Here is a 21704-nt window from a genome sequence, read left to right as displayed (position 1 = left end):
GGGTTGGGGCAGCAAAATGTCCCGGCATCAGAGGGGGTGCCGCAAGCAGCGCCGCGCGGCCCCGTGGCGGGCAGAACGCTGCACGAAAAAACCCGCCCCCGGCGTCGCGGGGGCGGGCACTTTCAGCGTTCAAGCCCGCTCAATGCGCGGTGGCACCCGTGCCATGGGCCCGGGCATGCGCCATGCGGTCGGCTTGGGCTGCTTCCTCGGCGGCTTCATCCCACTCGATCGGCTCGGGCTGGCGCACCAGAGCGTGCTGCAGCACTTCGCTGACGTGGCTGACCGGCACGATTTCCAGACCCGCTTTCACGTTGTCGGGGATCTCGGGCAGATCCTTGGCGTTTTCGATCGGGATCAGCACCTTGGTGATGCCGCCCCGCAGCGCCGCCAGCAGCTTTTCCTTCAGGCCGCCGATGGCGCTGGCATTGCCGCGCAACGTAACCTCGCCGGTCATGGCGATGTCCTTGCGCACCGGGATCCCGGTCAGCACCGAAACGATGGCCGTGACCATGGCCAGACCGGCCGAGGGCCCGTCCTTGGGCGTGGCGCCGTCGGGCACGTGGACGTGGATGTCCATCGATTCGAACATCGTCGGTTTGACGCCGATCTGCGGGCTGATCGAGCGCACATAGCTCGACGCTGCGTCGATGGATTCCTTCATCACATCGCCCAGTTTCCCGGTCGTCTTCATCCGGCCCTTGCCCGGCAGCTTGAGCGCTTCGATCTGCAATAGATCGCCGCCTACCTGCGTCCAGGCCAGACCCGTGACCACGCCGACCTGATCGGTTTTCTCGGCCAGACCATAGCGATGCCGCTCGACGCCCAGATAGTCGGACAGGTTTTCGGCGGTGACTTCGACCGTTTTTTCCTGCTTGCGCACGATCTGGGTGACGGCCTTGCGCGCGATCTTGCTCAGTTCACGCTCAAAGTTCCGCACCCCGGCTTCGCGGGTATAATGGCGCAGGATCGCCGTCAGCGCGTCATCGGACACGCTGAGTTCGGATTTGCGCAGCCCGTGGTTCTTGATCGCCTTGGGCATCAGGTGACGGCGCGCGATCTCGGCCTTTTCGTCCTCGGTGTAGCCCGAGAGCGGGATGATCTCCATCCGATCCAGCAGCGGCCCGGGCATGTTGTAGCTGTTCGCCGTGGTGATGAACATCACGTCGCTCAGATCATACTCGACCTCAAGATAGTGGTCGGTGAAGGTCGCGTTCTGTTCGGGGTCAAGCACCTCGAGCATCGCGCTGGCCGGGTCGCCACGGAAGTCCTGCCCCATCTTGTCGATTTCATCGAGCAGGATCAGCGGGTTGGTGGTCTTCGCCTTCTTCAGCGCCTGAATGATCTTGCCGGGCATCGACCCGATATAGGTGCGACGGTGGCCGCGGATCTCGGATTCGTCGCGCACGCCGCCAAGGCTGATGCGGATGAACTCGCGCCCCGTAGCTTTCGCCACCGACCGGCCCAGGCTGGTCTTGCCCACGCCCGGAGGCCCGACGAGGCACAGGATCGGCCCCTTCAGCTTGGCCGAGCGCGATTGCACGGCGAGATACTCGACGATGCGCTCCTTGACCTTTTCAAGGCTGTAGTGGTCCTGATCGAGCACCATCTGCGCCCGGTTGAGGTCTTTCTTGACGCGGCTTTTCACGCCCCATGGCAGGGCCAGCAGCCAGTCCAGATAGTTGCGCACCACCGTGGCTTCGGCCGACATCGGCGACATCGACTTGAGCTTTTTCAGCTCGGCCTCGGCCTTTTCGCGCGCCTCTTTCGAGAACTTGGTGGTCTTGATGCGGTCTTCCAGCTCGGACAGCTCGTTCGCGCCATCCTCGCCCTCGCCCAGCTCCTTCTGAATGGCCTTCATCTGCTCGTTCAGATAGTATTCACGCTGGGTGCGTTCCATCTGCGACTTGACGCGGCTCTTGATCTTGCGCTCGACCTGCAGGACGGAAATCTCGCCCTCCATCAGCCCATAGATCTTTTCCAGCCGCTCGGCGACGGTGAGCGTCTCCAGCAGTTCCTGCTTGCGCGGGACGTCGACGCCCAGATGACCAGCGGCCAGATCGGCCAGACGCGCGGGCTCCCCGGCATCCGAGATGGCGGTCAGCGCTTCTTCGGGGATGTTGCGCTTGATCTTGGCGTAGCGCTCGAAATCGTCCGAGACGGCGCGGGTCAGCGCCTCGACGACATCGGCGTCGCCCAGAGCCTCGGGCAGCACCTCGGCCTCGGCTTCGAAATGGTTTTCATTCTCGACGAAACTGCCGATCTTGACGCGGGTTTTCCCCTCGACCAGCACTTTAACCGTGCCATCGGGCAGCTTGAGCAGTTGCAGGACATTGGCCAGAACGCCAACCTCATACATGCCATCCGCGCCCGGATCTTCGGCGGCGTGATCACGCTGCGCCACCAGCAGGATCTGCTGGTCGTCGCGCATCACGGTTTCCAGCGCGCGCACCGACTTGTCGCGACCGACAAACAGCGGCACGATCATGTGCGGAAACACGACCATATCGCGCAGCGGCAGGACTGCGTAGGCTTTGATTGGGTTCGTCATACCTGACCTCAACTCGTTTCAGTCGCCCGTGTTGCCCCTAGGGATGGGTGCGGGCGATCCCGTTCACAAACATATCTGGTACCAACGGATGGAAAATTCAACATCCTGTAACACTCCCATGCCGTATCCTTGAGCGACCAGTGTGGCACAAGTTTGCGCCGACTTGGGCGCTTTTGGGAATGAGTCACCAAAAGGTTAACGTTTTCAAGGGATGCGCGGTCGGGCGACGGGCGCAACCCGGCGCCAATGGTGCAGCAAATCGTCCCCCACGGGCTCGGATCTGAGCAGTTTCCACTCGGCGGCACCGATCTGGGTGACGCCAAGTGAGGCCAGCCCTGCGGTGCCATCCGCGCCAAACAGCCGCCCCGCGCTGAACACCGCCAGCTCATCCACCAGCCCTGCGCGCACCAAAGACGCCGCCAGCCCGCCCCCGCCTTCGCACAACACACGCGTCAGCCCGCGCGCGCCCAGTTGGGTCAGCGCATCGGCGATGTCGATCCGGCCCATCGCGTCGATCTGACAGACAATCAGCTCGGCCCCCCGCTCGACCCATGCCGCGCGCGCACCGATGGGCACTTGCGGACCATGCAGGATCCAGACCGGGCTGTCAGCGGCACTGCGCCCCAGACGGCTGTCGGGCGACAGCCCCAGACGGCTGTCGGCAATCACCCGCACCGGCTGGCGCAGAATGCCCAGATCGCGGATGCGCAAGTCGGGATCGTCCGCCCGCGCCGTGCCCGCGCCGACCAGCACCGCATCATGCGTGGCACGCATCAGATGCACACGGCGACGCGCCTCGGGTCCGGTGATCCAGCGCGAGGCGCCGGTCACGGTGGCAATCCGCGCATCCAGCGTCAGCGCCAGCTTCAGCGTCACCACCGGGCGGCCCTGCGTCACCCGGCTCAGGAACCCGGCATTTGCCTGCCGTGCTGCCGCCTCTTCCACACCCTCGGTCACCGCAATTCCCGCCGCCCGCAGCATCGCATGACCGCGCCCCGCCACGCGCGGATCGGGGTCGGTCAAGGCACTCACCACCCGCGCTACCCCGGCGGCAATCAGCGCCTCGGCGCAAGGCGGGGTCACGCCGTGATGCGCGCAGGGTTCCAGCGTCACATAGACCGTCGCCCCGCGCGCCGCGCGCCCCGCCTGCGCCAGCGCGCGCACCTCGGCATGCGGCCGCCCACCGGGCTGCGTCCAGCCGCGCCCCAGGACGATCCCGTCCTTGACGATCACGCAACCCACCGCCGGATTGGGCCAGACACTGCCCAACCCGCGCGCCGCCAGTGACAGCGCCATACGCATGAATCTGCGATCGGTCTCGCTCATAACCGCGCCTTTTCATCTTGCTAAAAATACGCTCGGGGGTGAATTCGGCGTCAGCCGAAGAGGGGGCAGAAGGCCCCCCTTGCCCCCTCAATCCTCGTTCAGAACCGGCGGACGCAGTTCCGATACGAACTTGTCAAAATCATCCGCAGCCTGGAAATTCTTGTAGACGCTGGCAAAGCGCACATAGGACACGGTGTCGATGCGGGCCAGCGTTTCCATGACGATCTCGCCGATCACCCGGCTGGGGATGTCGGTATCGCCCATGCTTTCCAGCCGTCGCACGATGCCGGAAATCATCTGCTCGGTGCGTTCCGGCTCAATGGGCCTCTTCTGCATCGCAATGCGGATCGACCGTTCCAGTTTGTCGCGATCAAACGGTTCGCGCTTGCCAGAGGATTTCACCACCACCAGATCGCGCAACTGCACGCGCTCATAGGTCGTAAAGCGGCCACCACAGGCCGGGCAAAACCGCCGCCTGCGGATCGACACATGGTCCTCGGCGGGACGGGAGTCTTTGACCTGGGTATCGACGTTTCCGCAGAACGGGCAGCGCATGAACTCTCCCTCGGGGTGGGTGTCAGCAAATCCACTTGGACTATAGGGAAACCGCGAAACCTTGGGTAGAGCAAAAAGGCGAACCCCAGATCGGGCCCAAGATCAGGGTCGCGGGCCTTTTGCAATCGGGACTCAAACCTCAGTCGACGACGACCACACGCATGTTCTCCATGCCCTGCTCCTGCACCATCGCAAACAGCAACGATGCGTTGTCAGGATGCAGGCGCACGCAGCCAGCGCTGGCGGGGCGGCCCAGACGGCTGACGGCGTCGGTGGCGTGGATGGCATAGTCGCCGCTGTAGAAGATGGCGTAGGGCATCGGCGCGTTGTTGTAGAGCGACGAGCGGTGCCAGCGCGACAGCCATTGCGGCGTCCATTCGCCGCGCGGCGTGTACTTGCCCGACCGCGCCGTGGACACCGGCCATTCATAGCGCAGCATGCCGTCGATATAGACATGCATCGTTTGCGCCTCGACGCTGACGCGGGCAACGATGGCTTCGGCTTTGGCGGAAATCGGCGCAAAAAAGACACTGGCCGCAAAAACGGCCTGCAAAATTAACTTCATATCAACCCCCCGGTTGAAGACTGGGACTCATAAAGGCGTGGCAGCGCCTGGGTCCAGTTCGGTAATCACAGGGGGAGGAGTCAAGATTTCAGGCGGTTTTTCGCTTAACTACGCCTGCGCCGTGACAATTCTGCCCGCATCCAGCCGCAGAACGCGGTCCATTTTGGCAGCCAGTTGCAGGTTATGCGTGGCGATCAGCGCCGACAGCCCGGTGTCGCGCACCAGCTCCATCAGCACGCTGAACACCTGATCCGAGGTGTCAGGGTCCAGATTGCCCGTGGGTTCATCGGCCAACAGCACGCTGGGTTGGTTGGCCATCGCCCGGCAGAAAGCCACGCGCTGTTGCTCGCCGCCAGACATCTGCGCGGGCCGGTGCCCTGCGCGCGGTGACAGGCCGACGCTGGCCAGAAGGTCGGCGGCGCGGTCGCGGGCTTGGGCCTTGGGCACGCCATTGGCCAGTTGCGGCAGGATGATGTTTTCGGCGGCGGTGAATTCAGGGAGAAGATGGTGAAACTGATAGATGAACCCGACCTGCTGCCGCCGCGCCGCCGTGCGGGCGTTGTCGCCCAGCCTGGTCATATCGGTCCCGTTGATCACCACCCGCCCGGCATCGCAGGTATCCAGCAGCCCCGCGATATGCAGAAGCGTCGATTTCCCCGCGCCCGAGGGGGCCACCAGCGCCACCACCTCGCCGCGTTTCAGCGCGATCGAGGCTTCCTTGAGCACCGTCACCGGCCCGCCCACAGCGCCTTTGTAGCTTTTCGAGATCCCGTCCAGAAGCAGCGTTGTCTCACTCATAGCGCAGCGCCTCGACCGGGTTCATCCGTGCCGCGCGACGGGCCGGGAAGATGGTGACAATAAACGACAGACCCAGCGACAGCGACACCGCCTTGAGCACATCAACCAGCCTCAGCTCCGCCGGCAGCGCATAGATGCCCCGGATCGACGCATCCCAGACACCCCCACCCGAGAGGTAATTCACGAAGCCAAAGATCGGATCGATATAAAGCGCAAACAGGCACCCCGCGATCACCCCGATCCCGGTGCCGACGACCCCCACCAGCGAGCCACACAGGAAAAACACCCGCAGGATCGAACCTTCGGACAGGCCCATCGTGCGCAGGATGCCGATGTCGCGGCCCTTGTTCTTCACCAGCATGATCAGCCCGGAAATAATGTTCATCGCCGCGATCAGCACCAGAATGGACAGGATGATGAACATCACATTATCCTCGATATCCAGCGCGCGCAGGAACGACCCGGCGCTGTCGCGCCACGTCCAGACCATGGCGCGCGGGCCTGCGGCTTGCATCAGCGGATAGACCATCGACTCGACGTCTTCGGGGCGCTCGAGCATCACCTCGATCTCATCCGCCACCCCGTCGCGGTTGAAAAAGCTCTGCGCCTCGGTGAAGGGCAGGTAAACCCGTGTGCGATCAATATCATAGCGCCCGGCGCTGAAGATATAGACCACCTCATAGGCATTCACCCGCGGCGAGGTGCCAAACGCCGTGCGCGCCCCCTCGGGCGAGATGATGCGGATGCGGTCACCGACCGACGCCTGCAACTCACGCGCGACGCCCTCACCGATGGCGATCCCCTCATCAAACCGGGTGATGTCGCCGCGCGCCCGGTCGGAATGGGCGATGCGTGGGATGGTGAGCAAATCGTCATAGCGGATGCCGAACACCTCGACCCCCGCATTGCGGCCATCGCTGGTCGCCATGACCTGTCCCTTGACCAGAGGCGCCGTGCCGACCACGCCGGGCACCGCCGCCAGCCGCTCGGCCAGATCGGCAAAGTCGTCGATGGTGCGGCTGGTCTGGCCGTTCTCGGTCACGCTGGTCGAATAATACACCGTCGCATGGGCGTTCGAGCCCAGGATGGTATCGACAAATTCCGACCGAAAGCCCGACCGCACCGCCAGCGTCGCAATCAGCGCAAACACCGCCAGCGCGACGCCGACCAGCGAGATCACGGTCATCACGCTGACACCGCCCTCGGCGCGGCGGGCGCGCAAGTAGCGCCAGGCGATCGTCCATTCGAAGGCGGCGAAGGGCGGGGTCTTGGCGCTCATGAGACGGGATTTCCGGCGAGGGGGCGCAGGGCTCTGCGCGAGGCGTGCGCAAAGTCGGTTGAAAGCCCGGTCTGGTCAAGGGGGGACGGGATCACGGCTGTGTTGTGTACGTTTCACTTTACATTGTGTACGCCTGACATTACCTGATGTCGCGTTGATTCGACACCAAAGGCGCCCCCATGTCCTTCACCCAACGCAGCATCGTCGCTGAACTCGTATCGTCCCTGATCGTGGTGGCGCTGTTCGCCTGGATGATCGTCACCCGCCACGCCGCCGGCGCGTTCGACGGCCCCGAGGGGTTGACCCTCTGGGCGCGTCAGGTCTTGTGGATGATCCCCGCTTCGATTGGTGTCAGCATCGTGGTTACCGTCCTGCTGGCCGTCGTTTATCACGCCACCACCCGCGCCAAATTCGATGATCTGGTCGACGAGCGGGACCGGATGATCACCGGCTGGGGCTGGAAGGTGACGGCGATCGTCATCTCGGCCGGCTTCGTTGCAGCGCTGGCGGCACTGGCCTGGGGGGCAAGCGCCTTTCTGGCGCTGAACCTGATGCTGGGCGCCTTCGCCCTGGGCGATCTGAGCGGCAATGCCGCCAAGCTGCTGCGCTATGGGCTGGGGGCTGAAGCGTGGCGCAGATTACCAATACCATCCGCCGCCTGCGCTTTGACGCGGGCGAGATGACGCAAAAAACACTGGCCGAGCGCGTCGGTGTCACCCGCCAGACGATCCACGCCCTTGAAGCGGGCAAATACGCGCCGACGCTGGATCTGGCGTTTCGCATAGCCCGGGCTTTTGAGCGCCCGCTGGAGGAGGTGTTTACCTATGTCGAGTGAAACCATGCGCGCCGCCACCGCCCGCCGCTATGGCGGGCCCGAGGTGATGGCAATCGAAACCCTGCCGCGCCCGGTGGCCGGACCGGGGCAGCTGCTGATCAGGACCGCCGCTTTTGGCGTCACCCGGGGCGATGCCCGCATCCGCGGTCTTGATGTACCCCGCGGCATGGGCGGGCTGATGCGGCTGATCTTCGGCCTGACCCGCCCGCGCCGCCCCATTCAGGGGCGTGAGTTTGCCGGTGTTGTGGCGGCTTTGGGCGACGGTGTCACCGGCTGGACGGTCGGCGATGCGGTGATGGGCATCACGCCGGGCATGCGCCTGAGCGCGGGGGCCGAGTATTGCACCATGCCCGCAGATGGTCGGCTGACCCGCCGCCCCGACACGCTGACGCCCGAGGAGGCCGCCGGGTATTTCTTCGGCCTGCTCACCGCTGCGGATTTCCTCCTCGACCAGGCAAAGCTGCAGCCTGACGAGCGGGTTCTGATCAACGGCGCCAGCGGTGCTGTCGGTATCGCCGCCGTCTGGCTGGCCAAACACTTGGGCGCGCAGGTGACCGCTGTGTGTTCCCCCGCGAACCACGATTTCGCCCGTCGCTTCGGCGCCGACCTCACCGCCGATTACGCCCGGCCCTTGCCCGCCGGACCTTTTGACGTTGTTCTCGATGTGGCAGGCACCCTGCCCTATTCCCGGGCCAAACCGCTGCTGGCCGATGGTGGCCGCCTTGCCCTGATCACCGCAGACCTGAAGGGCCAACTCGGCGCGAACCTGCGTCCACGGCGCGGAACGCACCAGCTTCTCGCGGGCGTCACAAAGGAAACCCCAGCCGCCCTCACGCGCGCGCTGGCCTTCCACGCCCAAGGTTACCGCCCACCGATCACAGCGCTGCCTCTGACCGACATCCAACAGGCGCACCTGCACGCTTCAACCGGCCACAAACACGGCAATGTCGTCGTCACGCTCTAGCGCATTTTCTGTCCGAAAATATCCACGGGGGGATTTTCAAGGGGGCGCGTGCGTCCCCCTTGAAGCGGGGGCCCGGGGGCGGCAGCCCCCCGCACTAACAGTAAACCTGGGGCGGCAGTCCCCCGCACTCCCCGTAAACCTGGGGCGGCAGCCCCCCGGCACCTGCCCTCACAAAATCCCTGGCAGCGCCAGCTGATGTTCCCGCGCGCAGTCCAGCGCGATCTCGTACCCCGCATCCGCGTGGCGCATCACCCCGGTCGCCGGATCGTTCCACAACACCCGCGCCAGTCGCCGGTCGGCATCCGCCGTCCCGTCGCACACAATCACCATGCCCGAGTGCTGCGAGAACCCCATGCCAACCCCGCCGCCATGGTGCAGCGACACCCAGGTCGCGCCTGACGCGGTGTTGAGCAGCGCGTTCAGCAGCGGCCAGTCCGACACCGCATCCGAGCCGTCCTGCATGGCTTCGGTCTCGCGGTTGGGCGAGGCGACCGAGCCTGAATCCAGATGGTCCCGCCCGATCACCACCGGCGCTTTCAGCTCGCCCTTGCGCACCATCTCGTTGAAGGCCAGACCCGCCCGGTGCCGGTCCCCCAGCCCGATCCAACAGATCCGTGCGGGCAGGCCCTGAAACGCGATGCGGTCGGCGGCCATGTCCAGCCAGCGGTGCAGATGGGTGTTGTCGGGGAAGAGTTCTTTCATCTTGGCATCGGTCTTGGCGATATCCTCGGGGTCACCCGACAGCGCCACCCAGCGGAACGGCCCGATGCCCTTGCAAAACAGCGGCCGGATATAGGCGGGCACGAAACCGGGAAAGGCAAAGGCATCCTCCAACCCCTCATCCAGCGCTACCTGACGGATATTGTTGCCATAATCCAGCGTCGGCACGCCCGCGTTCCAGAAATCCACCATCGCCGCGACCTGGACCTTCATGCTCGCCCGCGCCGCGCGCTCCACCGCTTTGGGATCGCTTTCCTGCTTGGCGCGCCACTCGGCGACGCTCCAGCCTTGCGGAAGGTATCCATGGACAGGATCGTGGGACGAGGTCTGATCGGTGACGATATCGGGCCGCACGTCACCCGCTTTCATCCGGCGCACCAGTTCGGGGAAAATGTCGGCGGCATTGCCGATCAGGGCGACCGATTTCGCCTCACCCTTGGCGGTCCAGTCGGCAATCAGCGCCAGCGCCTCGTCCAGTGTATGGGCTTTGGCGTCGCAATAGCGCGTGCGGATGCGGAAATCGGCACGGGTCTCGTCGCATTCCACCGCCAGACAGCAGGCCCCGGCCATCACTGCCGCCAGTGGTTGCGCGCCGCCCATGCCGCCCAGACCGGCGGTCAGGATCCATTTTCCGGTCAGATCGCCGCCAAAATGCTGGCGTCCGGCCTCCGCAAATGTCTCGTAAGTTCCCTGCACAATGCCTTGAGTTCCAATGTAAATCCACGACCCGGCGGTCATCTGGCCATACATCATCAACCCCTTCTTATCGAGGGCGTTGAAATGGTCCCACGTCGCCCAATGCGGCACGAGGTTCGAGTTGGCGATCAACACGCGGGGCGCATCGGCATGGGTTTGGAACACGCCGACCGGCTTGCCGGACTGCACCAGCAGCGTCTGATCATTCTCCAGCGATTTCAGGCTGCTGACGATCTGATCGAAATCCTTCCACGTCCGTGCCGCCCGTCCGATCCCGCCATAAACCACCAGTTCATGCGGGTTCTCGGCCACGTCGGGGTGCAGGTTGTTCATCAGCATCCGCATCGCAGCCTCGGTCTGCCAGGATTTGGCAGTGATCTCGGGGCCGGTCGGGGCAAAGATGTCGCGGGTGTTGTGGCGGGGGTTGGTCATGGCGGAAACCTCGTAAGTTCAGCGCGTTGCAGCGCGAAGTTTGGGGGCGAGAGCGACAAGATCGCCAAGGATCGCGCGCAGGTGGTGGCGCAGGGCCTCGGCCTTGGCGCGGTCATAGGCAAAGGGCGGTGCTTCGGTCGCCAGATGGGTGGATTGGGCCAGTTCCATCTGGATGGCGTGTACGCCTTGGGCGGGGTGGCCGTAGTGCCGCGTGGTCCAGCCGCCCTTGAAGCGACCGTTGAGGATCGCGGTGTAACCCATTGCTTCGGTGCAATGATCCGAAACCTGAGACTCAATCAGCGGATCGCAGGACGTGCCGCCCACGGTGCCAATGTTGAAATCCGGCAACACGCCGTCGAACAGGTACGGGATGCGCGACCGGATCGAGTGGCAATCATACAGGATCGCCACCCCGTGCCGCGCCTTGACGCGTGCTACCTGCGCTGCCAGTGCGGCGTGATAGGGCGCATGGTAGGCTTGCCTGCGGGCGTCAATCTCGGCGGCATCCGGCGCCGTCAGCCAGAGCGGTTCGCCGTCGAAATCGGTCAGCGGGACCAGCCCGGTGGTGTTCTGGCCGGGGTACAGGCTTTCGCCGTCGGGCGGGCGGTTGGCGTCGATGACGTAGCGGTGGAACGTGGCGCGCACGGTGGTGGCGTCGGGGATAAGCCCTTCATACAGTGTGTGAATATGCCAGTCGGTATCTGCCAGAAGCTGACCGCGCGGGGTCAGCTTGGCGAAGATCTCAGGCAGTAGATCGGTGCCGGTATGCGGCAGGCCGAGGATCAGCGGGCTGTCGCCTTCAAATACCTCGACCGGGGTCACAGGTCGAACTCCAGCCCGGCAGCCTGCGCCAATGCGTCGGTGCGGATCAGGGACGCTGCGGTCTCGATCTCGGGCGCGAGGTAGCGGTCGGCGGCCAGCGGCGGGACATGGGCGCGCAGGGCGTCGATGGCTTGGCCAAGGCGCGGCGCGGTGGTCAGGGGCGCGCGGTAGTGGATGCCTTGGGCGGCGCACAGCGCCTCGACCCCCAGAATGACCGACAGGTTCGCGTTCATCCGGCCCAGCCGCCGCGCGCCATGGGCGGCCATGCTGACATGGTCCTCCTGATTGGCAGAGGTAGGGGTGGAATCGGTTGAACAAGGGTTCGCAAGGTGTTTGTTTTCACTCATCAAAGCGGCAGTCGTCACTTCAGCGATCATATAGCCCGAATTCAGGCCCGGCTCGGGCGTCAGGAAAGGCGGCAGGTCGTGGCTGAGCGTCGGATCCACCATCAGCGCGACACGGCGCTGCGCGATCGCGCCGATCTCGGCCAGAGCCAAAGCGATGATATCAGCAGCAAAAGCAACGGGTTCTGCGTGAAAGTTGCCACCAGAGAGAATGCCCTCCGGCGTGACGATCGGGTTATCGGTGACGGCGTTGGCTTCGGTTTCCAACGTCGTCGCCGCGAAGCGCAGCAGGTCGATGGACGCGCCCAGCACCTGCGGCTGGCAGCGGATGCAATACGGATCCTGCACGCGGGTGTCGCCGTCGCGGTGGCTCTCGCGGATCACCGATCCGGCCATCAGCCCGCGCATCGTGGCGGCAACCTCGATCTGGCCCCGGTGACCGCGCAGGGCGTGGATCGCCTCTTGCAGCGGCGCGGTCGAGCCCATGATCGCATCCGTGGACAGGCACCCGGTGAGCAGTGCGCCACGTGCGAGACGCCAGGCGTCGAACAGGCCGGTCAGCGCCAGCGCGGTGGAGAATTGCGTGCCGTTGATCAGCGCGAGGCCCTCTTTCGGGCCAAGGGTCAACGGCGCGATCCCTGCCCTTTCAAGGGCTTGCGCGGCGTTCATGCGCTGGCCGTCTACCAGCGCCTCGCCCGCGCCGATCATCACGGCGGTCATATGCGCCAGCGGCGCGAGGTCGCCCGACGCGCCGACCGAGCCTTGTGACGGGACCACGGGCGTGATGCCATGGGCCAGAAGCGCCTCGATCTGCGCGATGACTTCCCAGCGCACGCCCGAGGCTCCGCGCCCCAGACTGAGCAGCTTGAGCGCCATCATCAGGCGGGTTGTCCCCGCGTCGAGCGGTTCGCCCACGCCGCAGCAATGGCTGAGGATCAGGTTGCGCTGCAGGGTGGCGGTGTCGCGCGCGGCGATCTTGACCGAAGCGAGTTTGCCAAAGCCGGTGTTGACGCCGTAAACCGCAGCCTCACCCTGCGCGGCGGCTTGGATCTGCGCGTGGGCGGCGGCGACAGGCGCGCGGCAGTCGTCGGACAGGCGGGCGGGCAGACCTTGGCGGAACAGGGTTTCGAGCTGGGCGAGCGTGGTGGCGCCGGGGGTCAGGGTCAGCATTCGCGGCCTTCCAGAAAACGGGTGTGAAGCGGGTTGAAGCCGATGCGGTAGGCCAGTTCGGCCGGGTCGTGCACGTCCCAGACGGCCAGATCGGCGCGCAGGCCGGGGGCAAGGCGGCCGGTGTCGGTCAGCCCCAGCGCGCGGGCAGCGTGTTCGGTGGTGCCGCGCAGGGCCTCGTCGGTGGTGAGGCGGAACAGCGTGCAGGCCATGTTCATCGCCATCAGCAGCGAGGTCAGCGGCGAGGTGCCGGGGTTGGCGTCGGTGGCGACGGCCATCGGGACGCCGTGGGTGCGGAAAGCGGCGACGGGCGGCAGTTGCGTCTCGCGCAGCGTATAGAAGGCACCGGGGAGCAGGACGGCAACGGTGCCCGAGGCAGCCATCAGGCGGGCGTCGGCATCGGTGGCGTATTCGACATGATCGGCGCTGAGCGCGTTGTAGCGGGCGGCGAGCGCGGTGCCGCCAAGGTGGGAGAGCTGCTCGGCGTGAAGTTTGACCGGCAGGCCCAGCTCAAGCGCGACGTCAAAGACTTGGGCGATCTGGTCGGCGGTAAAGGCGATCCCCTCGCAAAAGCCGTCGACGGCATCGACAAGGCCCTCGGCGTGGGCCGCACGCAGGGCGGGGATGCAGATGTCAGACAAATAAACGTCTGGCTTTTCTTTATGGCTTTCCGGCAAGGCGTGAGCGCCGAGGAACGTGGTGAGCACACGAACCGGGAGGCGTTGACCCAAAGCTCTGGCAACGCGTAACATTTTCAGCTCTGTATCAGTATCAAGCCCATAGCCGGACTTGATCTCGACCGTTGTCACCCCTTCGGCCAGCAGCGCCTTCAGACGCGGTTCAGCCTGTGCATAAAGCGCGTCCTCGCAGGCCGCGCGGGTTGCGGAAACGGTGGAGACGATCCCGCCCCCTGCCCGCGCAATCGCCTCATAGCTCGCCCCCTCCAGCCGCAAAGCGAACTCGCGCGCGCGGTGGCCGCCATGGACCAGATGCGTGTGGCAGTCGATCAGACCGGGCGTCACCAGCCGCCCGCCAAGGTCACGGCGCGGGCCGTCCAGTGGCAGTCCGGCCTCGGGCCCGGCATACAGAATGCGCCCGCCGCCGATCGCCACGGCACCACGCCGGTCATCAAAACCGGGGGCGAGGCGGGCATTCGAGAGGATCAGGTCTGGCGATTCCATCTTGCGACTCCGTCAGGGATGCGGATAATATGTATATACTTAATAACGCCGTCAACGGAGAATCCGCATGAGCCGACTTTGGGCCGAACAGGCGCTTCTGAGCACGGGCTGGGCGCGCGACGTCGCGGTCACCCTGGACGGGTCCCGCATCGCCCGGATCGAGACCGGCGTGGCCCCGGTCCCCGGCGACCAGCGGCTGAGCGTCTTGCTTCCCGCGCCGGCCAACCTGCATTCGCATGCCTTTCAGCGCGCCATGGCGGGGATGACCGAACGGCGGGGCCCCTCGGCGCAGGACAGTTTCTGGACATGGCGCCAGCTGATGTTCCGGTTTCTGGACCAGTTGACGCCCGATGACGTGCAGGCGATCACGGCGTTTGTGCAAATGGAGATGCTGGAGGCGGGCTATGGCGCCTCGGTCGAGTTCCACTATCTGCACCACGCGCCCGGCGGTGTGGCTTACGTCGACCGGGCCGAGATGGCGACGCGGGTCGTGGCGGCCGCACAGCAAAGCGGGATCGGGCTGACGCTGCTGCCGGTGCTCTACAGTCAGGGCGGCTGCGACGGGCGGGCGCTGGGACCGGGTCAGGTGCGGTTTGGCAACGATCTGGACGGGTTCGCGCGGCTGGTCGAGGGGGCCGAGGCGGCGCTGCGCGCCCTGCCCGGTGACGCGGCTCTGGGCATCGCGCCACACTCGCTGCGGGCCGTGACGCCCGAGGAGCTGGCAGGCTGCGCGGCGTTGCGCCCCGGCGCGCCGCTGCACATGCATCTGGCCGAACAGATCGCGGAAGTCGAGGAAGTACAGGCGTTTCATGGCGCGCGGCCGGTGGAGTGGCTGTTGGCGAATGCCTCGGTGGATGCGCGCTGGTGTCTGATCCATTGCACACAGATGCAGCGGGCCGAGACCTTGGCATTGGCGGCGACGGGGGCGGTTGCGGGGCTGTGCCCGATCACCGAAAGCTCGCTGGGCGACGGGATCTTTGACGGCGTGGCCTGGGGTCAGGCAGGCGGGCGGTTCGGCATCGGATCGGACAGCAACATCCGCATCACGCTGAGCGAGGAGCTGCGCGTTCTGGACCATTCGCAGCGCCTGCGCGACCATACGCGGGCGGCACTGGCGACGGTGGAGCACTCGACCGGGCGGGTGTTGCTGGACGGCGCGGCGCAAGGGGGCGCGCAGGCGGCAGGGCGCGATGCGGGGGCGCTGCGCGAGGGCGCGCTGGCGGATCTGCTGGCGCTGGACACGGGCGGGGTTGACCTCGAGGGACGCGCGGGCGATGCGCTGCTCGATGCGTGGATCTTTGCGGGCGACGACCGTGCGGTGAGCGATGTCTGGTCGGGCGGACGGCCTGTGGTGCAGGCCGGACGGCATGTGGCGCGTGACGCGATCGAAGCGGGGTACCGCAGGGTGATGCGACGGCTGAAGGCGGTGTGATGAGCGGTGGAACCGGCTGGCAGGACGTACGCGACGAGGCGCTGCGACGCATCCGCGCGCGGATCTGGGCACCGGGGGACCGCATCCCGGACGAGGCCGCGCTGGCCGAGGAACTGGGCTGCGCGCGCGCCACGGTAAACCGCGCGCTGCGCGATCTGGCCGAGGCCGGGTTGTTGGAGCGCCGCCGAAAGGGCGGCACCCGTGTCCCGCTGACGCCGGTGCGCAAGGCGACCTTCAGCATCGCGATCATCCGTCAGGATATCGAGGCACGCGGTCAGGTGCCCGGATACCGCGTGCTGGGCGACAGGCTGGAACCCGCGCCCGAGTGGTTGCGCAGCCGGATGGGCGACGGACCGCTGCGGCATGTCACCGCCCTGCATACCGCTGACGGCGCGGGCTTTTGCCTCGAGGATCGCTGGCTCAATCCGGTCTTGGTCGAGGGGGTCAGTTTCGAGACACTCAGCGCCAATGAATGGCTGGTCGGCAATGTCAGCTTCGCCGAAGGAACGCTGGCGTTCCACGCCGTGTCGGCGACGCTGGATCTGGCCCGCGCACTGGGATGCCGTGAAGGCGACGCACTCCTGGCTCTCGACCGCGAAACCCGCGGCGAGGGGCCGATCACTTGGGTGCGGTTGGTCTATGCCCCCGGGCACCGGGTCCAGGCGGCACTCTAGGCCAAGGGGGTTTTCCACCCCCTTGGATCCCCCGGAGGATATTTGCAGAGCAAAGAAGCAGGTTAACAAAGCCTTAATGCCCCTCTTTGCTCTGCAAATATCCTGGGGGTGAATGCGCGCTTGCGCGCAGAGGGGGGCTAGCCCCCTTGCCCGGTATCAATCGGGCGCTGCACGCGGGCCAAGCAGACCATTGCAAGTTTCGCGCGGTACAATATGATCAAATTTATTGCGCTGGAGAGTCCCATGTCCCCTGATCCCCACTTGCCGATCCATGGCGTATCGCCAGAGCGTCTCGATGCGTTCAAGGACCGCGAGAGCGCGCGATTTGCGCGTGCGCGGCCAAAGACCCGGCGCTTGCTGGATCAGGGCGCGCAGGCATGGCTCGGCGGTGTGCCGATGCATTGGATGCGTGACTGGCCCTCGCCCTTTCCTTTGGTCGTCAAGCGCGCTCAGAAAGCGCGACTCACCGATGCGGACGGGTTCGAGATCGACGATTTCTGTCTGGGCGATACCGGGTCGATGTTCGGGCACGCGCCAGCCCCGGTCGCGCGGGCGATCCGGCGGCAGGCGCGGTGCGGCTTGACCTATATGCTGCCCTCCAAGGCCGCGTTGCGCGCCGGGCGGTTGTTGTGCGAGCGCTTTGGCCCTCTGGTCTGGCAGATCGCCACCACCGCGAGCGACGCCAACCGCAACGCCTTGCGCGTGGCACGGGCGGTGACCGGTCGGCGCAAGGTGTTGGTGTTCAACGGCTGCTACCACGGCACCTTGCAGGACACGATGGTGGCGCTGGAGGGCGGCCGGACGGTGGCGCGGCCCGGCCTGGTCGGTCAGGTGTTCGACATCGCGGCCGAGGCGGTCTGCGTCGAATTCAACGATCTGGGTGCCGTTGAGGCGGCCCTTGCCAGTGGCGAGGTGGCGGCGGTTCTGACAGAGCCCGTGATGACCAACTCCTGCATGGTGTTGCCCGCGCCCGGATTTCACCGCGGGCTCAAGTCGCTCACCCAGCGTTACGGCACGCTGCTGATCATCGACGAGACGCACACGCAATCCTCGGGGCTTGGCGGCTATACCCGCGTACACGGGCTGTCACCCGACCTGTTCGTCGTCGGCAAATGCGTGGCGGGCGGTGTGGCGACGGCGGTCTGGGGCATGACCGAGGCGGTGGCCGAGGCCTTCACCGCCTATGATGCCGCGCGCCCGTCGGGCCATTCAGGCATGGGCACGACCCTGTCGGGCAACCCGCTGCAATTCGCCGCGCTGGAGGCTACCCTGGCCGAGGTGATGACGCCGGAGGCCTATGCGGCGATGGAGGCCGGTGCAGGGCGCCTGGCGCGCGGGCTCAGCGGCGTCATCGCGCATCACGCCCTGCCCTGGCATGTGGCGCGGGTCGGCGCGCGTGTCGAGTTCATCTGCGCCCCCGGCCCGCTGCGCAATGGCGCGGACGCCGCTGCCGCCCATGCGCCGCAGCTGGAGGCGGCGCTGCATCTGGGTCTGCTCAACCGCGGCTGCCTGATCGCGCCCTTCCATAACATGATGCTGGTCTCGCCGGTGACCAGACAGCGGCAAATCGACCGGCTGATTGCCGGTTTTGATGAAATCCTCAGCGAGTTGACCGCATGACCCAGACCTGCCCCTCGGGTGCCACCCCTGCCGAAGCGCACGCCTTTCTCGAGGCTCACCCCGAAGTGCAGGCCGTTGATATCCTGCTCCACGATTCCAACGGCATCGCGCGCGGCAAGATCATTCGGCGCCATGAGCTGATGGCCATTTATGAGAGCGGACGGCATTTGCCGATCTCGATCCTTGGGCTGGATATTGTCGGCGAGGACGTCGAGGAAACCGGCCTGATCTGGGAGGCAGGCGACGGCGATCTGCGCGCCTGGCCGGTGCCGGGATCGCTGACGGCGCAGCAAGGCACCGACCCGGCGCGCGGCGAGTTGCTGCTGGGCCAGTACCATCTGGACGGCACGCCGATGCTGTCGGCCCCCCGCCATGCGCTCAACCGGCAGGTCGAGGCGCTGGCGGCGATGGGTTTGCACGCCTCGGCAGCGTTCGAGCTGGAGTTCTTCCTGCTCGCGCCCGAGCGCGACGGTCAGGGCCGCGTGCAGCCTGCGGGTGATGTGGTGGACGGGCGGCGCTCGACGCGGACCGAGGTGTATTCGGTCGATCATCTGATCGGCATGCAGCCCCTGTTTGATGACATCTACGCCGGGGCGGCACTGGCCGGGATCGTGGCCGAGACGCTGATCTCGGAATACGCGCCGGGGCAATACGAACTGACCCTGCGCTACCGCGACGATCCGCTGCGTGCGGCGGATGATCTGGTGCGCCTGAAGCGCATCGTGCGCGCGCAGGCGCGCAGGCATGGGGTGGTGGCCTGTTTCATGGCCAAGCCGATGGAAGATCATGCAGGTTCGGGCATGCATCTGCATGTGTCGCTGCGCGACGAGACCGGGCGCAATGTGTTCGCCGAAGCCCCCGGCGCGGGCTGGACGGACACCATCCGCCACGCGATAGGCGGGCTGTTGCAAACCATGGGCGAATCGATGCTGGTCTTTGCCCCGCACGCCAATTCGTGGCGGCGGTTTGCCAACCAGTCCTATGCACCCGTCGCGCCGACCTGGGGGGTCAACAACCGCTCCGTCGCGTTGCGCATTCCGGCAGGCGATGGCAAGGCCCGGCGCATCGAGCACCGGCCTGCCGGGGTGGACGCAAACCCCTATCTGGTCGCCGCGACCGTGCTGGCCGGGATCCGGCTGGGGATCGCGCAGCGGTGTGATCCGGGGGCCGAGACGACCGGCAATGGCTATGACCGCAACGCGGGCGGCATCCCGCGCGACTGGCGCAGCGCGATAGAGGCGGCCAAGGGATCGGCGTTCCTGAAGGACGCGCTGGGGGACGAGATGCACCGGACCTTCACCGCCGTGAAGGCGGCGGAATATGCGCGGGTGGCGCGGGCGATCCCCGAGCTTGAGTACGAGCTTTATCTGCACCGGGTTTAGCGGGGGCTGCGCGCGCCCCCTGTTTGCGGAAAAAGGCGGGGGGCGCGCGCAGCCCCGTTGCTTTTAGAGAAGGCGGGGGGCTACTCGCCCCGTTGCTTTTAGAGAAGGCGGGGGGCTGCTCGCCCCCCGGGCCCCCTCGCCAAAGGGGGAGCACGCTCCCCCTTTGGAAACCCCCGTGGATATTTGGGGACAGATGATGGGCGCGGTTGACGGGATTGGGGGAGATGGTCCTGTTGGGCGATGCGTCTGCTCGCCCTTCTCCTTTGCCTTGCCTCGCCCGTTGGCGCGCAGGTCTGTGCGCCGCGCGCGCTGCCTGCGGTGAATAGCTGTTCGGGCGGTGCGCATGTCAGTCTGGCGATTGTCGGCGATGTGCTGGTGCATCAGGCGCTGGCCTGGCGCGGCTATGCGCGGGGGTTCGAGACGCTCTGGGCGGCGGCGGTGCCCCTGTTGCGGGGCGCGGATCTGGCGCTGGCCAATCTGGAGGGGCCGGTCGCCGCCGGTTTTGCGCGCGGCGGGAGGCGGGTGGCCGATCCGGGGCCGGTGTTCGATGGCGAGGTTTATACCGAATATCCGGTGTTCAACTATCACCCGATGCTGATCTCGGCGTTGCGAGAGGCCGGGGTCGACATCGTGACAACGGCCAACAATCATGCGCTGGACCGGGGTCCGGCGGGACTGGAGGCGACGCTGGATGCGCTGGATGCGGGAGGCATGGCGCATGTCGGGTCGGCTCGCGGCGGCCAGACGCGCTGGCAACCGCTGCGGTTGCGCACGCCAGTGGGCGTGGTGTCGCTGATCGGCTGCAGCTTTTCCACCAACGGCCTTGCCGATCCGCGCGGTCAGGTGCCGCGCTGTTACGACGACCGGGCGGGGCTGCTGGCGACGGTGCGGGCGGAGGTTGCGCGCGGTGCCGGGGTGATGGTGTTCCCGCATTGGGGCCGGGAATACGCGTTGGAGCCGGACGCGCAGCAACGCAGCCTCGCCCGTGCGCTGGTACAGGCCGGGGCGATGGCGGTGATCGGGACGCATCCGCATGTGCCCCAACCGTGGGAGATGATCGACGGGCCTGCGGGCGTTGTTCCGGTGATCTATTCGACCGGCAATTTCATCTCGGCCCAGACGGCGCTGGAACAGGCGACCGCGCCGCTGGTCTGGCTGGATCTTTGCGCCGGGGTTCAGGGGCCACAGGTCGGCGGCGCCGGGTATCTGCCGCTGCAGATGGTGTTTGACGGCACGGATCCGCTGCTGGTCCGTCTGGGCAATGATCCGCGCGGGGCGGCGGGGCGCGCGTTGCTGGCGCGGTTGATCCCGGGTCGCGATCTGAGCGCGGTGACCGAGTGTACGGACCGCCGCGCCGCGCCGACGCTTCAGCAAAGCCGCTGAGACCGCTGGACGATGGTTAACTCCGAAAATCCCCTGAAATTTCCTCACGGCGAAGTTATCGGGCATCCGTACCGGCGGTGCGTTCACCGACAAAGCGCTGGAAGGATTAAGCCTCCCCGCGGCCAGTCGTTCGCTGGCCGCGGAGAACATCATGCCGGTTTCCGCCATGCCATGTGTTAGACAGTCTGGCGGTGGCTCTGGCACATCAGCGAATTGGGCTGGGCACATAGCGGGCAGGAGGATATTGCATCGAGCACCCGACGCCCCGGCAGCGCGATCTCGACTGAATGTAATCGTCGATCGCAATCATGCCGTGTGTAAACACAAAGGGTAGGATCGCGCCAATAATCATCGCGATGATGAGTCCGAGAAACTGATCGGATGGCTCGGCCCCCGGAACCGGGCTCACAACGCCGTCGAACCGACTGTCGCCGCCGCTGAGAGTGAACTGCAGGTCCGCGCCCCGCATCCGAAACGCCGCTTGCAGATCCTGACTCGCAGCCCCGGCGCCAACGGTCAGCGTCACCCCGCCTTCATTCAGCATCACCTGCGCCGCTTGCTGCGCACCGCTTGGGAGCGTGATCACCTGCCATTGCTCGCGCCCGCCCGAGCGCGTCATGAGATACGCCTCGCTCGCGGTGCGTCCTTGATAAATCGTGGCCTCAAACCGCGCGCTTCTGACCGAAACGGTCGCAATCGGGTTCACGTCACGACGTTGCCCAAATGCCGCACGCGGGCTCAGTGCGACCACACCAAATCCGGTGCCCCCCAAAAAAGTGGCAAATGCGCTGGCGGTAAAAAGTCGACGATCCATAAAGGCCTCCAAAGATTGACTGTTCCAGACATCTTTCGAGGGCAGATCAAAAGCTGCATCCCCTATTTGGGTTAATTGCTGCTATGAGCGTCGCGTCATCCATCCCGACATTCTCAAGGTGGACTGTCCTGTAAGGCGAGCTTCGCCCGAACGGGCCTGCTGCCCTA

General features: G+C 66.0%; 19 protein-coding genes. 8 read left to right on the top strand and 11 right to left on the bottom strand.

Annotation, left to right across the window (positions count from 1 at the left end):
- Positions 1 to 139: 139 nt before the first annotated feature.
- The 6 genes from lon to OKW52_RS12745 form a co-directional block, all read right to left on the bottom strand.
- A complete protein-coding gene (lon, locus tag OKW52_RS12770; protein ID WP_264506052.1) occupies positions 140 to 2548 on the bottom strand; it encodes an endopeptidase La in 2409 nt (802 codons plus the stop codon).
- Between the two features lie 204 nt (positions 2549 to 2752).
- Positions 2753 to 3874, bottom strand: a complete 1122-nt coding sequence (gene ribD / locus OKW52_RS12765) for a bifunctional diaminohydroxyphosphoribosylaminopyrimidine deaminase/5-amino-6-(5-phosphoribosylamino)uracil reductase RibD (protein ID WP_264506051.1) — start codon at positions 3872 to 3874, stop codon at positions 2753 to 2755.
- Between the two features lie 87 nt (positions 3875 to 3961).
- Complete coding sequence (gene nrdR, locus OKW52_RS12760) at positions 3962 to 4429, bottom strand: transcriptional regulator NrdR (protein ID WP_264506050.1); 468 nt, start codon at positions 4427 to 4429, stop codon at positions 3962 to 3964.
- A gap of 139 nt (positions 4430 to 4568) precedes the next feature.
- Positions 4569 to 4994 carry a L,D-transpeptidase gene (locus OKW52_RS12755; RefSeq protein ID WP_127103894.1) on the bottom strand — a complete coding sequence of 142 codons (426 nt, stop codon included), beginning with the start codon at positions 4992 to 4994 and terminating at the stop codon, positions 4569 to 4571.
- A gap of 108 nt (positions 4995 to 5102) precedes the next feature.
- Entirely contained in the window at positions 5103 to 5792 is a 690-nt protein-coding gene (locus OKW52_RS12750) for an ABC transporter ATP-binding protein (RefSeq protein ID WP_264506049.1), read from the bottom strand.
- Positions 5785 to 7071, bottom strand: coding sequence for a lipoprotein-releasing ABC transporter permease subunit (locus OKW52_RS12745; protein ID WP_264506048.1), 1287 nt, complete (start codon positions 7069 to 7071; stop codon positions 5785 to 5787). Before OKW52_RS12745 ends, OKW52_RS12750 begins: the two co-directional genes overlap by 8 nt.
- A 179-nt stretch (positions 7072 to 7250) precedes the next feature.
- Between OKW52_RS12745 and OKW52_RS12740 the strand changes: the two genes are divergently transcribed.
- Genes OKW52_RS12740 through OKW52_RS12730 form a run of 3 tightly spaced genes read left to right on the top strand, consistent with a single transcriptional unit; the run spans position 7251 to position 8870 of the window.
- Positions 7251 to 7754 carry a hypothetical protein gene (locus OKW52_RS12740; RefSeq protein WP_264506047.1) on the top strand — a complete coding sequence of 168 codons (504 nt, stop codon included), beginning with the start codon at positions 7251 to 7253 and terminating at the stop codon, positions 7752 to 7754.
- The gene (locus OKW52_RS12735) at positions 7751 to 7906 is read left to right on the top strand and encodes a helix-turn-helix transcriptional regulator (protein WP_264506046.1); all 156 of its coding nucleotides are present in this window, start codon (positions 7751 to 7753) and stop codon (positions 7904 to 7906) included. The genes OKW52_RS12740 and OKW52_RS12735 overlap by 4 nt, the downstream gene beginning before the upstream one ends.
- Positions 7896 to 8870: an NAD(P)-dependent alcohol dehydrogenase gene (locus OKW52_RS12730; RefSeq protein ID WP_264506045.1), complete on the top strand. Its 975-nt coding sequence runs from the start codon at positions 7896 to 7898 to the stop codon at positions 8868 to 8870. The genes OKW52_RS12735 and OKW52_RS12730 overlap by 11 nt, the downstream gene beginning before the upstream one ends.
- A gap of 168 nt (positions 8871 to 9038) precedes the next feature.
- Here the strand turns inward: OKW52_RS12730 and hutU are convergent, their stop codons facing one another.
- From hutU to hutI, 4 genes are read right to left on the bottom strand one after another with little or no spacing between them, the layout of a single operon-like run.
- Positions 9039 to 10718, bottom strand: coding sequence for a urocanate hydratase (gene hutU, locus OKW52_RS12725; protein ID WP_264506044.1), 1680 nt, complete (start codon positions 10716 to 10718; stop codon positions 9039 to 9041).
- 18 nt (positions 10719 to 10736) lie between these two features.
- Positions 10737 to 11540, bottom strand: a complete 804-nt coding sequence (gene hutG, locus OKW52_RS12720) for an N-formylglutamate deformylase (protein WP_264506043.1) — start codon at positions 11538 to 11540, stop codon at positions 10737 to 10739.
- The gene (gene hutH / locus OKW52_RS12715; protein WP_264506042.1) at positions 11537 to 13054 is read right to left on the bottom strand and encodes a histidine ammonia-lyase; all 1518 of its coding nucleotides are present in this window, start codon (positions 13052 to 13054) and stop codon (positions 11537 to 11539) included. Before hutH ends, hutG begins: the two co-directional genes overlap by 4 nt.
- Complete coding sequence (hutI, locus tag OKW52_RS12710; RefSeq protein WP_406622303.1) at positions 13048 to 14217, bottom strand: imidazolonepropionase; 1170 nt, start codon at positions 14215 to 14217, stop codon at positions 13048 to 13050. Before hutI ends, hutH begins: the two co-directional genes overlap by 7 nt.
- An 82-nt stretch (positions 14218 to 14299) precedes the next feature.
- Here hutI and OKW52_RS12705 point away from each other — a divergent pair, with 82 nt between their 5' ends.
- From OKW52_RS12705 to OKW52_RS12685, 5 genes are all read left to right on the top strand, one after another.
- The gene (locus OKW52_RS12705; protein ID WP_264506041.1) at positions 14300 to 15664 is read left to right on the top strand and encodes a formimidoylglutamate deiminase; all 1365 of its coding nucleotides are present in this window, start codon (positions 14300 to 14302) and stop codon (positions 15662 to 15664) included.
- Positions 15664 to 16338 carry a GntR family transcriptional regulator gene (locus OKW52_RS12700; RefSeq protein ID WP_264506040.1) on the top strand — a complete coding sequence of 225 codons (675 nt, stop codon included), beginning with the start codon at positions 15664 to 15666 and terminating at the stop codon, positions 16336 to 16338. The genes OKW52_RS12705 and OKW52_RS12700 overlap by 1 nt, the downstream gene beginning before the upstream one ends.
- Before the next feature lie 243 nt (positions 16339 to 16581).
- Positions 16582 to 17958 (top strand): aspartate aminotransferase family protein, encoded by a 1377-nt coding sequence (locus OKW52_RS12695; RefSeq protein WP_264506039.1) that lies wholly within the window; start codon positions 16582 to 16584, stop codon positions 17956 to 17958.
- Positions 17955 to 19340, top strand: coding sequence for a glutamine synthetase family protein (locus OKW52_RS12690; RefSeq protein ID WP_264506038.1), 1386 nt, complete (start codon positions 17955 to 17957; stop codon positions 19338 to 19340). The genes OKW52_RS12695 and OKW52_RS12690 overlap by 4 nt, the downstream gene beginning before the upstream one ends.
- A gap of 240 nt (positions 19341 to 19580) precedes the next feature.
- Complete coding sequence (locus OKW52_RS12685; RefSeq protein ID WP_264506037.1) at positions 19581 to 20723, top strand: CapA family protein; 1143 nt, start codon at positions 19581 to 19583, stop codon at positions 20721 to 20723.
- Between the two features lie 205 nt (positions 20724 to 20928).
- Here the strand turns inward: OKW52_RS12685 and OKW52_RS12680 are convergent, their stop codons facing one another.
- Positions 20929 to 21537, bottom strand: a complete 609-nt coding sequence (locus OKW52_RS12680) for a hypothetical protein (protein ID WP_264506036.1) — start codon at positions 21535 to 21537, stop codon at positions 20929 to 20931.
- Positions 21538 to 21704: the final 167 nt, after the last annotated feature.

The sequence above is a fragment of the Pararhodobacter zhoushanensis genome (assembly GCF_025949695.1).
Classification (GTDB): Bacteria; Pseudomonadota; Alphaproteobacteria; order Rhodobacterales; family Rhodobacteraceae; genus Pararhodobacter; species Pararhodobacter zhoushanensis_A.
This window is presented reverse-complemented; position numbering and strand designations above follow the sequence as displayed.

Excerpts from the sequence above, each read along its gene's own strand:
- lon (WP_264506052.1), bottom strand. The coding sequence starts at position 2,548 with ATGACGAACCCAATCAAAGCCTACGCAGTCCTGCCGCTGCGCGATATG.
- ribD (WP_264506051.1), bottom strand. The coding sequence starts at position 3,874 with ATGAGCGAGACCGATCGCAGATTCATGCGTATGGCGCTGTCACTGGCG.
- nrdR (WP_264506050.1), bottom strand. The coding sequence starts at position 4,429 with ATGCGCTGCCCGTTCTGCGGAAACGTCGATACCCAGGTCAAAGACTCC.
- OKW52_RS12755 (WP_127103894.1), bottom strand. The coding sequence starts at position 4,994 with ATGAAGTTAATTTTGCAGGCCGTTTTTGCGGCCAGTGTCTTTTTTGCG.
- OKW52_RS12750 (WP_264506049.1), bottom strand. The coding sequence starts at position 5,792 with ATGAGTGAGACAACGCTGCTTCTGGACGGGATCTCGAAAAGCTACAAA.
- OKW52_RS12745 (WP_264506048.1), bottom strand. The coding sequence starts at position 7,071 with ATGAGCGCCAAGACCCCGCCCTTCGCCGCCTTCGAATGGACGATCGCC.
- OKW52_RS12740 (WP_264506047.1), top strand. The coding sequence starts at position 7,251 with ATGTCCTTCACCCAACGCAGCATCGTCGCTGAACTCGTATCGTCCCTG.
- OKW52_RS12735 (WP_264506046.1), top strand. The coding sequence starts at position 7,751 with ATGACGCAAAAAACACTGGCCGAGCGCGTCGGTGTCACCCGCCAGACG.
- OKW52_RS12730 (WP_264506045.1), top strand. The coding sequence starts at position 7,896 with ATGTCGAGTGAAACCATGCGCGCCGCCACCGCCCGCCGCTATGGCGGG.
- hutU (WP_264506044.1), bottom strand. The coding sequence starts at position 10,718 with ATGACCAACCCCCGCCACAACACCCGCGACATCTTTGCCCCGACCGGC.
- hutH (WP_264506042.1), bottom strand. The coding sequence starts at position 13,054 with ATGCTGACCCTGACCCCCGGCGCCACCACGCTCGCCCAGCTCGAAACC.
- OKW52_RS12705 (WP_264506041.1), top strand. The coding sequence starts at position 14,300 with ATGAGCCGACTTTGGGCCGAACAGGCGCTTCTGAGCACGGGCTGGGCG.
- OKW52_RS12700 (WP_264506040.1), top strand. The coding sequence starts at position 15,664 with ATGAGCGGTGGAACCGGCTGGCAGGACGTACGCGACGAGGCGCTGCGA.
- OKW52_RS12695 (WP_264506039.1), top strand. The coding sequence starts at position 16,582 with ATGTCCCCTGATCCCCACTTGCCGATCCATGGCGTATCGCCAGAGCGT.
- OKW52_RS12690 (WP_264506038.1), top strand. The coding sequence starts at position 17,955 with ATGACCCAGACCTGCCCCTCGGGTGCCACCCCTGCCGAAGCGCACGCC.
- OKW52_RS12685 (WP_264506037.1), top strand. The coding sequence starts at position 19,581 with ATGCGTCTGCTCGCCCTTCTCCTTTGCCTTGCCTCGCCCGTTGGCGCG.
- OKW52_RS12680 (WP_264506036.1), bottom strand. The coding sequence starts at position 21,537 with ATGGATCGTCGACTTTTTACCGCCAGCGCATTTGCCACTTTTTTGGGG.